We start from the raw sequence: 12,729 nt of genomic DNA on the forward strand, positions 1-12,729 counted from the left end.
CCGTTGTGCGGTACTCGCCATCTTCCTGCACGGTTTCCAACGTGCCGTCGTGACGGTCGGCGAGGGTTTTGAGGATGTTCAGGCCCCAGCCGTGCTCGGGAAGGCGGTCGCCGCGCGAACGGCGCGGAGCGCGACGGGTCTCGCCAGGTTCAGCCGGCGCGCAACTGTTCTCCATCCGCACTGCCAGATAGCCGGCATCCACACGTGCTTTCAGCTTGATGAACCGCGCGCCCTCCGGCACCTTGCCGCATGCGCTGACAGCGTTGTCCAGCAGGTTCGAGAACACCGCGCACAGCTCCACGCTCGGCAGAGAGACATCGTCGGCCAGCGCCAGATCGAGCTCGAGTCGAATGCCTCGCTCCGCACATACGGCAGCCTTCATCGAGACGAGGGCATCGACCACCTGGTGCTCGCACGAGCGCTTGCAGGACGAATCCATGATGCCGACCGCCTTCATCAGCCCCCGCGATGCCTGTTCGGCCTCTTGCCGTTGCAGCAGATCGTCCACCGCCGCTAGCTCGCGTGCGACGTCTTCGCGAACGCGGCGCGCTTCGTCGATGTCCGCCGATAAACGCCGCAAATACCGTTCCTGCGCTTGCAACTGCTCTTCCAGCAGACGCACACGCTCGCGGGACAGCTCGCGCTTCTCGGACTCCTCCAACGCTTTGAACAGCACGAGATCGACCGGTCCGCACAGGGCGCCCACGACCGCGACCAGCGCGAACATCCAAAAAGGCAGCTCGTAGGCAATCGCATAATAAAAGAGGAACGCAACGATGCACAGCTGGCTGAACGGGAACAAAAGGTTAATCAAAAGACGCGTCGGGGGCACGCCGCGCAGCCGGCGCGCCAGCACCGCCATAATCGCGCACATCAGCAGCAGCACGCCTACCGCGATGATCATCCGCACGATCATAAGACTGCCTCCTCGCTTCGGCGGGTATCGTTAAGCACCTCGGCCATGCAGGCAAGATGTTCGTGGGCCTCTTGAAAGTTGCCGCGTTCCGACAGGGCAAGCACCACCTGTACGTGGTTGCCCATATCGTGCCGCACCTTCAAGGTATGCTCAATGTCCGAAACGAACTCCCCGCAACGCGCGAGATACCGATCCAGCTGCTCTTCGAGCATCGTCGCACGGACATCGTCGCGCCGCTTTTGGGCGAAGCGACCCATAGCCTCAAACAGCAGCAGATCGACCGCGAAACCGACAAGCGCCAGCACCACGCTTGCGCCGTAATACGTCATCGATTCCTGGATGTAGCCGAGCGGTAAAAGGATCATCACGTTCACCAGAACAAGCTGTTCCAAGGAAAAAAGCACGGGCAGCCATTCGCCCATTCCCCGTTCCTGAGCGCTGCCGAAACGGTTCAGCAGCATGCAGAGCATCGCGAGAAGCGGAACGAGCAGAGCCATATGAGCCGCATGAGTCAGGAAAAAAGCGCCAAGATGCGTTCGAACGGCCTCGTAATCGGCGACCGGCGTGCCGGTCATCGACATCCACAGGGCGCCGCCGGGCAGCTCCGCGAAGAAAAGCACCAGATGCGCCAGCGTCACGACGAGAATCCTGCGCGCGAGGCTTCCCTGCGATAGGAATATGGGAATGAGGGCGAGCGGCACGGAGGCCGCCAATCTGAACTCGACGCTCATGCTTGAACGAAACGAGGAGATAAGCAGCACGAAAACAAGTTCCAGCACCCAGAACAGGGAGAGCCTGCGAATATTGAGCATCTTGGTGAGCGCATAGGCGAACACCAATTGCACGGGAACGACCCCGATGATGTCGAGGAGAGCATCGGGCATACGAGAGCCTCGCCGTCCTACAGCTTGGATTGCACGCGCGAGAAGACAGCTTCGCGCACGAATTTGCGGCGCTTCTGGCTCACGGGCACAACCTGGTTCGACGAGAGCACCACGCTGTCCGCTTTGAGCTCCTTGACGTGATCCATGTTTACCAGGAAGCTCTTATGGCATTGGATGAACGAAGCAGGCAGCTCGGCAGCGAGGTCGGACAACGACGCGTACGCTTCGATCTCCTCGGCTCCCGCATGGATGCGTACTTTGCGCCGATCGCTTTCGATATAGCTGATCCTGCTCGGCTCGACAAGCACTACCCTGCTTCCAAGCCGAACGCTCAGGGGCTTGCTCGAGTCGGCCTCGAGCCGCTCGAGCACGCGGCTCAACGCGTCGTCCAAGTCGTCCTGCGCGAACGGCTTTACCAGAAAATACAGATGCTCTGTGCGGTACACGCTCGTGCAGTATTCGACGAAGCCGGTGACGTAGATCACCTGCGTGCCGCACCCTGCGGGGAAATACCGCTTCACGAGGTCGATGCCGTTCGCGTCTTCCGAGCCCAGCTCGATATCCATCACGAGAACGTCAATGGCCGGTTCCTCCGCAAGACGCGCCGTCAAAGATTCGGCGTCGACAACATGCTCGATGGCGAGCTCGCCGCCACGCGGGGAGCATTCGATCATGCTCCGGATGATCTCGGCTTGGGCGGCATCGTCTTCTACTATTACGACCTGGTACATGGCATCGGCTAACGTCTCTGGTTTGCATGGAGGGGATAAGCGTGCTGCGCTCCACGAGATTATATACGATGAAGCTTTTGCCCCTTCCGGGTTTTTCGGTCACTTCGGCAAATATAATGACCGAAACGATGATATATGATCACGGGCGCGCACATAGTCGCCTCTCTCGGCAAGCGCCATAGCCGCATGAGCCTGGTTTCGCACGTCGTGGCGCATCCTCGCCGTCTGCTCGACCTCCAAGACGAACGCATTGCACTGCGCAAGACACGCATCCAGCTGACCCTGCAACAGCGCGGCTCGCTGATCCTCATGCCGCTTGCGAGCGTAGCGGTCCATCGAAGCGAACAGCATCGCATCCACGACGAAGCACCCGATCGCAAGCACCGACATGCCGTAGAAGAGCACGCTGGAACCCAGGCGGGCATACACCCCTGCAATCAGGGGAACCGTCAGCAGAAGAGCCTGCACGACCGGAAACCAGAGGAACAGCCGCAAATTCATCGATCCCGCAGACTCGCCGCGTTGTAGAGCGAGGCGCAGCGCGGCGAACAGCGCTATCATCAAGACGAGATGGACCGCGTGCATGATCGCGAACTCTCCGAGATGCGCCCGCGTATTGTCGTAATCGATGATGTCGATTCCCGTCATGCCGTACCACAACGCCGTCCCCAGCACTTCGGCGATCATGATTGCCACGTTCATGAGCGCAATGACGAACACTTTTCGCGCAGGACGCTCGTCTGCCATGAGGAAGGGCAGCACGCCTCCCGTGAACACGAGGTAGGCGAAGCGCATCCCTGTTCCCGCATCGCCGCGCGTCAACACTACCACGAGCATGCAGCTTGACATAAGAAGGTAGAATGCGGCCCTGTTGCGCATATGCAGCACGCGGCTCCAGGTGTAGATGATGACCGCTTCCACCGGAGCAGTGCCCAGTACGTCGAGCATCGTGTTCGACAGATGCATACCCTCTAAGCCTCCAGAGAGGCGACAACACAAGGCACGACGAGGGTGCTCATTGTTCGCAGGTGGGCGGCTTTGGCGGATGCATCCGCGATCATCGAAACTCCTTCAACCGGGTCTGTCCCCAGCAGGGTACCACGCCAACAGCGCTATAAACTGATGCCGTAGGTCATATGCATCATGTAGAACGCGAAACGCATCACGAAGATGCCGGCGAACACCAGCGCAGACGCGATGGCGGCCGATGCAACCGAGATGCCGCGCCCGCGCATGAGCGGAAGAGCGTCCACTGCAACCCCGGCTACCGCAAGCAGGAAGAAAACCGTCGCCATCGCGCCATACGTCGGTACAAGCTGTTCTGCGGACACAAGGTAGTTTCTCATCGTAAGTACGCTCATGCCTTGGGCGACGTACACGCCCGCATTCGCTAGGAGAACTGCGGACGAGAGGGCGAGCAGCATCCCGCCCACCCGGCTTTCTAACGGCGACCACCGCGAGAACCGCAAGCAGAAAAGAGTCAGAACCGGGCCGCCCACCAGCGCGTTCAAGCACAACGCGACGGGAACGAAGGGCGTGTCCCAGGTGACCACCGTCCTGCTGGCGTAGGCGAACGACGGCGAGCCTGTTTACCAGGACCGCATCTCCAAGCAGACCGCCCGCATCTGCCAGGAGTTCCGCCTGAGCGCACGAGAAGCCGAGGTCATGGAGCACATCGTGCGCGGCAAGACCGTGGTGCGCATCGCCGAGGAGCTGGTGATCTCCGAGAACACCGTGCGCATGCATTCGAAGCGCATCTACGCCAAGCTCGACATCCACAAAAAGCAGGACCTCATCGACCTCGTAGACTCGTTCGACCCCGAACCGTGAAGCTAACCGAGAACCGAAAACAGCAATCCGAACGTCCTTTTTAGTGCGCGACGGTTTGCACAGAATCGGCAACGGGCTTCACATCGAACGCGAGACCAAGGCTGTCGAGTATTTTCACAACGGTTTGAAATCGAGGATTCGAGTCGTCGGATAGGGTTCGATACAAGTTCTCTCTATTCAATCCCGTGGAAGCCGCAACCGAAGACATCCCTTCAGCCCTTGCCACGACACCGAGCGCATGCTCAAAATATCCAGGATCCCCGTCTTTGAGAGCCTCGCTGAGGTACTCGGCAATATCGTCAGGCGAAGCAAGATGATCTGCAGCATCCCACGTCCTCGTCTCAAGCATGTCGCTCCCTCCATTCGCTCAAAAGTTCTCGGGCTTTCTTGATATCGGCAGTCTGGGTCGATTTGTCGCCTCATTTAAGAGCCTTTGCTTGTTCGAGGCGTTGCTTGAGATATTCGTAGTGAGCGCTTTCTTCGGCGGTCCATGCTCCGAAGAGGATGCGTTCGAGCGCTTCGCTCGCCGGTTCTTCGTCGTCCGCGCTGGAGAAGAGGCGCTGCTCGCTGCGCGAGTACAGGCCTATATCGTCGAACATGCCCGACTCTTCCAACACCTTCAAATTGCCGACGATGCTCTTGACGATGGAAAGGTGGTGCGCCGGATCGACCGCGCGCGGCTCCGTTCCGGCGATGCGCATCTGCTCGTATCGCAACTGGCAGCTGATGAGCGATATCTCCGGCTTAACCGCCATGAGCGCCAACGATACGCTATACCCGCGATCACGTAGGAGCCGCGCAGTCTTCAGGGGGACTTCGGACGTGCGCAACGTCCCTTCGATAATGAGGTTGTATCCCATAATGGAGAGCGCATCGATAATCGCCTCGACCATCCGACCGGCCCACGCCGCCGTATGTGCAGGCGAGTCGATGCCGTATTGGGCGCAGATCTGTTTATATCGCGGATGAAAAGAACGGTACTCGTCACCGTTAACGACAATCACGTTACCGTTCATCGCATTGCGAAAGACGTTGTGAAGAGTCGTCTTCCCTGCTCCGCTCTGGCCGCCAAGCAAAATAGCTTGAGGCTTATCCGAAGGCGCAAGACACGCACCGACGACCGATGAGCTGACGATCTCCTGTATTCCTTCATAGAGTTCTTCATCCGAGTAACATTCGATGCTCTCCATGCTATGCGGCCTTCGCTTCGCGGCTCTTCGCCAAAAGCTCTATGCATTCGATTTGGCCCTTGATCTCCGATAGCCTCACCTTGTTCAAATGACCTTCGTCGATAATGCGTCGCTTGGCCAACGCCAGCTGCATGAACGCATCCTCGTACACCGCAGCAGAAATCTCGTCCCCTTTTTCCCGTGCGGCGGCACGCAAGCGAGAAACCTCCCCCAGTAACTGAGCAGCCTGTTCGTTCAGCACTTCTTGCTGCAAGGTGATTTCGTACATTTCGTTAATATCCATGATGTCCCCGTCCTCGTCGAAGGTTACCAGAGCGTAGATGATCTGCTCGGCCTTGCCGCGCTGCTCGTGCGACAGCAAATCTCCGTCGCGTTCGAAGCAATCCCGCATGAAGGCCGGGTTGTCGGCTGCGCGAATGAGGTTCGCGTTCGCCTTGCTGGGCGTCTGCCCGTTCTCGTAGCGTACGACGCTCGCCTCACCCAATCCAAGCAAACGAGCGAAACCCTGCTGCGTCAAGCCGTACTTCCTTCGAATGCGCTTGATGTCTTGAGCCGTCAAATCCTTCGACATGAGTCCTCCTATCAATCGTTTGATTGGTAGGAGTATATCATATGATTTGTTTTGTATCCGATAGAATATAAAAATGAAGGGCGCCGCTGCAAACGACGCCCTTCATCTTGCTCGTGCCGATATTGGGTCTCGCTACGCCCAGTCTCTCCGCATGACCTCCCATTTCGCGTCGCGCGCGGCAACCACGCTGGCGACATCCTCGTCGGTAAGAGCCTTGAAGCGGCCTTGACGGCGCAGGTAGGCTTCGACGCTGGCGAACTCGCGCGGGTTGCGGTTGAGCTTGAACGCCCCGCCCTCGTACTCGGCGAGGTACCACAGGCCGCAGTCGACGATGTCCTTCGAGATGTCCACCGTCTCGTCCACGCCGCAGCCCCAGCCCGTCGGGCACGGCGCCATCACGTGGATGTACTTCGTCCCGCGAATGGAGGCGGCGTGCTCCACCTTGCGCATGAAGTCGTTGAGGTAGCCGATGGACGCCGTGGCCGCATAGGGAATGCCGTGCGCGGCCACGATCTCGAACATGTTCTTCTTCTGCGTCAGGCAGCCGCGCATGTTCGACCCGGCAGGCGTGGTGGTGGTCTTGGCGCCGAACGGCGTGAGCGAGCTTTTCTGGATGCCCGTGTTCATGTACGCCTCGTTGTCGTAACAGATGTACAGCACGTCGTCGTTGCGGTCGATGGCGCCCGACAGCGCCTGGATGCCGATGTCGGCGGTGCCGCCGTCGCCGGCGAAGCCCACCACCGTGCAATCGTCGGGTTTCTTGCCCTGCGCGCGCAGGCCGGCCTCGATGCCGGTGAGCACGCTGGCCGTGGCTGCGAACGGCGTGATCATCGCGTTGTTGGCGAAACTGAGCTGCGGGAAGTTGAAGCCGACGGCGCTCATGCAACCCGCAGGCAGCGCGCACACCGCGTTCGGCCCCAGAACCTTGAGTGCCACGCGCACGGCCAACGACCCGCCGCATCCGGCGCACGCCTTATGACCGAAGAAGAACTCGTCGTCCGTGATGTTCTTGGCGTTGACGGCCATGGCTACCGCCCCCTTTCCGCACCGAGCGCATCCGCCGGAGAATCGATCCCGAGGAACGATACGCGCGGCAGCTCGCCCGTCCCCTCGGCCGCCTGTACGAGCATGCGGTACATGCCATGCACTTGCGCTTCCGATATATCGTCGCCGCCCAAGCCGCCCACGAAGTTGTACGTGGGCACGCCCACGGCCGCTTGCTGCAGCGCGGAGTTCACATTCGTGAACACGGTGCCCTCGGCGCCGAACGACACGTCCTTCTCCAGCACTCCCACAGCCTTCGCGCCGCGCAGCGCCTCGGCGATGAGCGCGCTCGGCATGGGACGCAGGTAGCGGATGCGCAGCATGCCCGCGCGCACGCCCTGGTCGCGCAGCTGCCGCACCACCGAGCGCACCAGCCCGGCCGCCGATCCCAGCGTGACCAGTATCACATCGGCATCGTCGCAGTCCAGCGTCTCGATCATGCCGGGATACTGCCGACCGAACACCTCGGCGAACCGCTGCTCCACCTGGGTGACCACAGCGGGCGCGTCCAGCATGTCGCGATGCTCCCAGTACTTGAAGTAGCGGTTGTACTCGGGACCGGCCGAGAAGCCGATGTTCACGGGATGCTCGAAGTCGAACCGGTTGCCCGCAGGCTCGTAGGGTGGCAGGAACGCGTCGGCCTCGGCGGGTTCGGGCACGTCAACCGTCTCGTAGGTGTGCGTGAGCGCGAACCCGTCGAGGTTCACCATAACGGGCGTTGCCACCGCAGGGTTCTCGGCCACCGCGTACGCCATGAGCGCCAGGTCGAGCGCCTCCTGGTTGTCTTCGGCGTACACCTGGATCCATCCATGGTCGAGCAGCGCCAGCGAGTCGCGCTGGTCGCCGTAGATGTTCCACGGCAGCGCGGTTGCGCGGTTCGCGTTCATCATCACGATGGGGAACCGTCCGCCCGCCGCGTAGGTCAGGCACTCGGCCATGTACAGCAAACCCTGGCTCGACGTGGCCGTGAACGTGCGCGCACCCGTAGCCGACGCGCCGATGGCGCACGACAGCGCCGAATGCTCGCTTTCAACGTGCACGTACTCGGCGGCCAGCGAGCCGTCCTCGACCATCTCGCTCAGTCGCTCCACCACCACCGTCTGCGGTGTGATGGGATACGCGGAAATCACCTGCGGGCGCGCCAAGCGCACGCCTTCGGCGAACGCTTCGTCGCCGGAAAGGAACCGTTTCATCGGGCATCCGCCTCGCTTTCAAGGATCATCGTGATCGAGTTGAACTTGCACGCCTTCGCGCAGATGCCGCAGCCCTTGCAGAAGTCGAGGTCGATGGCGACGGGAGCCGTGGGCTGCATGGACGTGCGCGCAGGTTCGCCCAGTGAGTCAGCGAGCGTTTCCCCGGTGTCCGAGATCGTGGGGATGGCGGAGGCGAAGCGCGCCCCGCAGGAAGTCCCCTCAGGGGATACTTCGGTACGCGAGCCTTCGGCATCGCCGCGAGATCGGGTGCCGGGGGAAGCCGCAGCGTCGGCTGCTTCCGTCGGCTGGCAAGCCGACGGAACCTTGTACACCGTGCCGTCGGGACAGTGGAGGTAGCACTGGAGGCATCCCGTGCACGACGCCGCGTCGATCACGGGACGCATGTTGCGCCAGCCGGCGTTCTTCACCGTAAGGTAGCCTGCGTCGAAGCACGTGGAATGCGCGAAGTCAGCAGGGTCGAGATTGGCGGAGCGAAGGGCGGGGATGCGAGACGCAGGACGCGGAGATACGACGACGTCGTCCTGAGCGGAGCCGCCGCAGGCGGTCAGACTCGGAGCGCTTTCAGCTGGCGTCGCGCGGGAGCCTTCGTCTTCATGCTGCGCGCGCTCAGGATGACCAGGGGCCTCTTCACGCGGCTCCTGGGCTTCGCCCATCGCCTCCCGTGCCGCATCCACGATCGCGATGTTCTTCGCATGCAGCTTCGCCGGCATGTACTGGCGGATGGCTTCCTGCACGTTCTCGACGCTCACCCGATCGCACAGCGCCGACAGCGCGCCGAGGAACACCGTGTTCGGAATCGGTCGGCCCAGAACGGCCGCCGAGATGCCGTCGGCATCGAGCGCCGCGATGCGCTCGTCGTCGAACATACGCACGCTGTTCACCAGCACGACGCCACCGGGCTTCAGCTCGGTTTCCCAGCCCTCGCCCAGCAGCGTATCGTCGAGGTAGATCACGTAGTCGGCCTTCGCCACGGCGCTGCGGTCGCCGATGGGCTCGTCAGACAGCTTCGTGAACGCCCGCATCGGCGCGCCGCGCCGCTCGGGCCCGAACGACGGAAACGCCAAAGCATGCCGACCGTCGTCGAGCGATGCCGCCGCGCCCAGCAGCCGCGCAGCCGTGAAGGCGCCTTGGCCGCCGCGACCGTGCCACAGTATTTCGATCATGGACTCTCCCCTTCGCATCTTTGCACGTTGGTCATGCAAGTATACCGCTGCGCACGAGCGCGGACGGCTTCGCGCTCGCCCACATGCCGTCAAACTCCCCCAATTGGGCAGAGCGCCTCTCGCCCCTCGCGCTTTCCGTCTCTTTCCTCGTCCGCAAAACCATGCTGGACGCAAAAGACGAGCCATGACGATTTCGGAGGCTAAACAAGACGGCCATAGGCGTATGGGATTGTTACGAGCTGGGAAAACAAGCAAACCTTTATCGCCACAACCGGAAAACGCCGCCTGAAATTGTCATGGCTTGCATTTTGCGTACACGTGAGCGCGCCATGGATTCGCTAAGCGGAGCGCTTCCGTTTGCTGCTGGTATGAATCTTGGCGTAGCGCCCACATGCGAACTATATAATGCTCCTTGAGAGAGAATGGGCATGCGACGCAGCGAAGGAGCCTGACGCGACATCATGGATCGCATTACGCGCAACGACACCAAACACGGTTCGCACGCAAAACAACCGACGGAGCCCTTGCACGACGACACCGTGATCGATGAAACGCCCGCGCCATCTGACACGACGCCGTTCCTCGGCGCTTCTTCGCGTGAGCGCCAGGCAACCAGCAAGCGGCGTAAGCCCAACTTCATCACGAAAGGCGTCAACCGCTGGTGCAACCGCTTGCTGGGCGCGGTATCCGAGCGCTCGCTTGCCGACCAGGAGGAAGAGTACGCCGCGCACCGCACCACGCGCGACTATGTATGGAACACGGTGGGCGTGGGCGCATGGGGCATGGTGTTCCCCATCCTCACCGTCGTGGTCACGCAGCTGGTGGGCGTGGAGCAAGCCGGCATGTTCTCGCTCGCATTCGTCACCGGCACGCTGCTCATGATCCTGGCGAACTACGGCGTGCGCACCTATCAGGTATCCGACGTGACCGAGGAGCATTCGTTCTCGGATTACCAGATAAACCGCCTGATCACCTGCGCGTTCATGGTGTTGGTGGGCGTGGCGTACTGCATGGTGCGCGGCTACGAGAGCCAGATGTTCACCATCAGCTTGGGCGTGTACCTCTATAAAATGGTAGACGGCCTGGCCGACGTGTACGAGGGGAGGCTGCAGCAGGTTGACAAGCTGTATTTGTCGGGCGTGTCGCAGGCGTTCCGTTCCGTCGTGGTGCTGGTCGTGTTCTCGCTGTGCCTGCTGATCACGCGCAATCTGGCCGTGTCGTGCATCGTCATGGCCGTCGCGGCCATCGCTACGTTCCTGGTGCTCACGTTCCCGCTGGCGATGTTCGAAACGCCGAAGTCGAAGCGGTGGAACTTCGGCAGCATCGTCGAGCTGTTCAAACAGTGCTTTCCCCTGTTCATCGCGCTGTTCCTGTATGCGTTCATCGACAACATGCCGAAATTCGTCATGGAGGGCGTGCTGAGCTACGACAACCAGCTGTACTTCAACGCGCTGTACTTCCCCGCGCAGGGCATCCTGCTGACCGTCGGGTTCATCTACAAGCCCCTGCTCGTGCGCATGGCGAACGTCTGGGCCGATCCGACGAAACGCAAGCGGTTCGACCTGATCATCGTCGTAATCATGGCCGTCATCGTCGCGGTTGCCGGCGTCACGACGCTCGCGATGGCATGGATCGGCATCCCGGTGATGAGCTTTCTATACGGCGTGGACTTCGAGCAGTTCCGCGGACTGTGCTACATCATGCTGGCCGCAGGCGGCGTGACGGCGGCCATCGACTTCTTGTACCAGGTGATCACCGTGCTGCGCCAACAGCGCGCCGCAACGAAGCTGTACGTGATCACGTTCGGATTCGCGCTGTTCGTGCCCATCCTGCTGGTGAATTTCACGGGGCTGCCCGGCGCCGTGATTGGCTACCTTATCGTGATGACCATCCTGTTCGTGCTTCTGATCTGGGAGTACCTGCGCATCCGCATGGCGCTGTCGCGCGATAACACCGTCGCCGCCGAGATGCCCCACCCCATGCGCCCCAGCGAGGCGCGGGCCGAGCGCGCCCGTCGCGAGCAGGTGCGCGCCAAATGGGGAACCAGCACCGTCCCGCCCGTCAGCGACGAGGCGCTCGACCTGGCCGGCCGTCCCCGCCCCGCCGACTGGGACGAGGACGACGAACGCCAAGGGCTGGCGTAAGCTCGCGACGCACGGTTTGTTCATTGCAATGAACAAACCTTCTCATTTCCGCATCTTGTCAATCGTAATGAACAAAAAATACCCTGCTTCGTAGGAAACGGGGCATTGGGTGAACATCGGCAGAAGGGCTCGCGCGAAGCGCGAAACAACCTACCGGGTTGGCGTAGCGAGTCAGCGAGGGCCGCTCTGGCGGCCCAGATTCGTGGGATCGCGCAAGCGACGCGTATATGGTACGCGAGCTTGCGGGATCGCGCGAAGATGGGGTGCCAGAGCGGCCCGCAGCGTCGGCTTGTTTCGGCGGCCGGCAGGCCGCCGAAACCCTAGAACCGCGCGTACTTCTCGAGGTTCTTCTTGAGGGTGTCGACGAAGCGCTGGCCGATGTCGCTGAGCGCTTCGCCCTTGCGCACCACGTAGCCCAGGTGCAGCTTCACGTCGGTGTCCAGCGGCACGGTGTTCAGGCCCGCGCCGTCGGAGATGCCCACGAGGATGCCGCTGGTCACGGTGTAGCCGTTCAGCGCCACGATCAGCTCGGACAGCGACGCGCGGTCGGTGCAGGCGATGCTCTTGGCGCGCGGCACGCTGGCCAGCGCTTCCTCGGCGAACGCGACCGGCGAATCCTCGTCCTGCTCGAAATACAGGTACGGGAAATCCTCCATATCCTCCAGCGAGAGACTGGAGGCGTTCACCATCGGGTGGCTCTTCGGCAGCGCCACGCGCGGCGCCGACTGGATGAGCTCGACGAATTCGAGACCCGCGGCATCCAGTGCAGCGTTCACCTCGTCAGCCGTGGCCGAAGTCTGAAACAGCACGCCCAAGTCGCTCTTCCCGCCGGCGACGTCGTCGATGACGCCCTGCGTAGTGCGGTCGCGCAGCGCGTAGGCGTACGCGTCGCCGCCCAGCGCTAGCACGGTGTGGGCGAACGTCTGCACGTTGAACAGGTAGTGCTGCCCGGAAACGGCGAAGGTGGTTTCAACAGTCATAAGTGGTTCCTTTCAGCAAGATCCTTCGACTCCGCGCCTACGGCGCTCCGCTCAGGATGACG

14 protein-coding genes are annotated in these 12,729 nt (G+C 61.6%); 2 read left to right on the forward strand and 12 right to left on the reverse strand.

The genetic code is table 11. The features are described from left to right. The 5 genes from ACMO6A_RS00745 to ACMO6A_RS00765 all read right to left on the reverse strand — a co-directional run. Positions 1-916 (reverse strand): sensor histidine kinase (locus tag ACMO6A_RS00745; protein ID WP_418470650.1); only part of this gene is annotated, 916 nt, incomplete at its 3' end. Further along, positions 913-1,800, reverse strand: a complete 888-nt coding sequence (locus tag ACMO6A_RS00750; RefSeq protein ID WP_009608066.1) for a hypothetical protein — start codon at positions 1,798-1,800, stop codon at positions 913-915. The genes ACMO6A_RS00745 and ACMO6A_RS00750, both read right to left, overlap by 4 nt. Positions 1,801-1,817: 17 nt before the next feature. Then, positions 1,818-2,531 (reverse strand): LytR/AlgR family response regulator transcription factor, encoded by a 714-nt coding sequence (locus ACMO6A_RS00755; RefSeq protein WP_009608014.1) that lies wholly within the window; start codon positions 2,529-2,531, stop codon positions 1,818-1,820. A 99-nt stretch (positions 2,532-2,630) separates the two neighbouring features. After that, positions 2,631-3,497: a hypothetical protein gene (locus ACMO6A_RS00760; protein ID WP_009607931.1), complete on the reverse strand. Its 867-nt coding sequence runs from the start codon at positions 3,495-3,497 to the stop codon at positions 2,631-2,633. Positions 3,498-3,643: 146 nt separating this feature from the next. Beyond that, the gene (locus ACMO6A_RS00765) at positions 3,644-4,084 is read right to left on the reverse strand and encodes a DmsC/YnfH family molybdoenzyme membrane anchor subunit (RefSeq protein ID WP_050792416.1); all 441 of its coding nucleotides are present in this window, start codon (positions 4,082-4,084) and stop codon (positions 3,644-3,646) included. Positions 4,085-4,172: 88 nt separating this feature from the next. Between ACMO6A_RS00765 and ACMO6A_RS00770 the strand changes: the two genes are divergently transcribed. Next, on the forward strand, positions 4,173-4,361 hold the full coding sequence (locus ACMO6A_RS00770; protein WP_227101024.1) for a response regulator transcription factor: 189 nt from the start codon (positions 4,173-4,175) through the stop codon (positions 4,359-4,361). A 40-nt stretch (positions 4,362-4,401) separates the two neighbouring features. On the opposite strand, the gene ACMO6A_RS00775 is transcribed toward ACMO6A_RS00770, so the two are convergent. From ACMO6A_RS00775 to ACMO6A_RS00800, 6 genes are all read right to left on the reverse strand, one after another. Then, positions 4,402-4,710: an addiction module antidote protein gene (locus ACMO6A_RS00775; RefSeq protein ID WP_009306030.1), complete on the reverse strand. Its 309-nt coding sequence runs from the start codon at positions 4,708-4,710 to the stop codon at positions 4,402-4,404. Between the two features lie 70 nt (positions 4,711-4,780). Further along, the gene (locus ACMO6A_RS00780) at positions 4,781-5,551 is read right to left on the reverse strand and encodes a zeta toxin family protein (RefSeq protein ID WP_009306029.1); all 771 of its coding nucleotides are present in this window, start codon (positions 5,549-5,551) and stop codon (positions 4,781-4,783) included. A 1-nt stretch (position 5,552) separates the two neighbouring features. Next, entirely contained in the window at positions 5,553-6,122 is a 570-nt protein-coding gene (locus ACMO6A_RS00785; protein ID WP_009306028.1) for a helix-turn-helix domain-containing protein, read from the reverse strand. A 132-nt stretch (positions 6,123-6,254) separates the two neighbouring features. Beyond that, on the reverse strand, positions 6,255-7,148 hold the full coding sequence (locus ACMO6A_RS00790) for a thiamine pyrophosphate-dependent enzyme (RefSeq protein WP_009306027.1): 894 nt from the start codon (positions 7,146-7,148) through the stop codon (positions 6,255-6,257). Positions 7,149-7,150: 2 nt separating this feature from the next. Then, positions 7,151-8,359: a transketolase C-terminal domain-containing protein gene (locus tag ACMO6A_RS00795; RefSeq protein ID WP_009306026.1), complete on the reverse strand. Its 1,209-nt coding sequence runs from the start codon at positions 8,357-8,359 to the stop codon at positions 7,151-7,153. Then, positions 8,356-9,543 carry a 2-oxoacid:acceptor oxidoreductase family protein gene (locus ACMO6A_RS00800; protein ID WP_418470651.1) on the reverse strand — a complete coding sequence of 396 codons (1,188 nt, stop codon included), beginning with the start codon at positions 9,541-9,543 and terminating at the stop codon, positions 8,356-8,358. The genes ACMO6A_RS00795 and ACMO6A_RS00800 overlap by 4 nt, the downstream gene beginning before the upstream one ends. 461 nt (positions 9,544-10,004) lie before the next feature. Between ACMO6A_RS00800 and ACMO6A_RS00805 the strand changes: the two genes are divergently transcribed. Further along, positions 10,005-11,687, forward strand: coding sequence for a lipopolysaccharide biosynthesis protein (locus tag ACMO6A_RS00805; protein WP_227101018.1), 1,683 nt, complete (start codon positions 10,005-10,007; stop codon positions 11,685-11,687). A gap of 320 nt (positions 11,688-12,007) precedes the next feature. Here the strand turns inward: ACMO6A_RS00805 and ACMO6A_RS00810 are convergent, their stop codons facing one another. Next, positions 12,008-12,667, reverse strand: a complete 660-nt coding sequence (locus tag ACMO6A_RS00810) for a LysR family transcriptional regulator substrate-binding protein (RefSeq protein WP_009608016.1) — start codon at positions 12,665-12,667, stop codon at positions 12,008-12,010. Between the last annotated feature and the right edge of the window lie 62 nt (positions 12,668-12,729).

Origin of the sequence: Eggerthella sp. (assembly GCF_048329335.1) — a bacterium.
Classification (GTDB): domain Bacteria; phylum Actinomycetota; class Coriobacteriia; order Coriobacteriales; family Eggerthellaceae; genus Eggerthella; species Eggerthella lenta.

Coding starts and splice junctions, on each gene's coding strand:
- ACMO6A_RS00750 (WP_009608066.1), bottom strand. CDS start 1,800: ATGCCCGATGCTCTCCTCGACATCATCGGGGTCGTTCCCGTGCAATTG.
- ACMO6A_RS00755 (WP_009608014.1), bottom strand. CDS start 2,531: ATGTACCAGGTCGTAATAGTAGAAGACGATGCCGCCCAAGCCGAGATC.
- ACMO6A_RS00760 (WP_009607931.1), bottom strand. CDS start 3,497: ATGCATCTGTCGAACACGATGCTCGACGTACTGGGCACTGCTCCGGTG.
- ACMO6A_RS00775 (WP_009306030.1), bottom strand. CDS start 4,710: ATGCTTGAGACGAGGACGTGGGATGCTGCAGATCATCTTGCTTCGCCT.
- ACMO6A_RS00780 (WP_009306029.1), bottom strand. CDS start 5,551: ATGGAGAGCATCGAATGTTACTCGGATGAAGAACTCTATGAAGGAATA.
- ACMO6A_RS00785 (WP_009306028.1), bottom strand. CDS start 6,122: ATGTCGAAGGATTTGACGGCTCAAGACATCAAGCGCATTCGAAGGAAG.
- ACMO6A_RS00790 (WP_009306027.1), bottom strand. CDS start 7,148: ATGGCCGTCAACGCCAAGAACATCACGGACGACGAGTTCTTCTTCGGT.
- ACMO6A_RS00795 (WP_009306026.1), bottom strand. CDS start 8,359: ATGAAACGGTTCCTTTCCGGCGACGAAGCGTTCGCCGAAGGCGTGCGC.
- ACMO6A_RS00800 (WP_418470651.1), bottom strand. CDS start 9,543: ATGATCGAAATACTGTGGCACGGTCGCGGCGGCCAAGGCGCCTTCACG.
- ACMO6A_RS00805 (WP_227101018.1), top strand. CDS start 10,005: ATGGATCGCATTACGCGCAACGACACCAAACACGGTTCGCACGCAAAA.
- ACMO6A_RS00810 (WP_009608016.1), bottom strand. CDS start 12,667: ATGACTGTTGAAACCACCTTCGCCGTTTCCGGGCAGCACTACCTGTTC.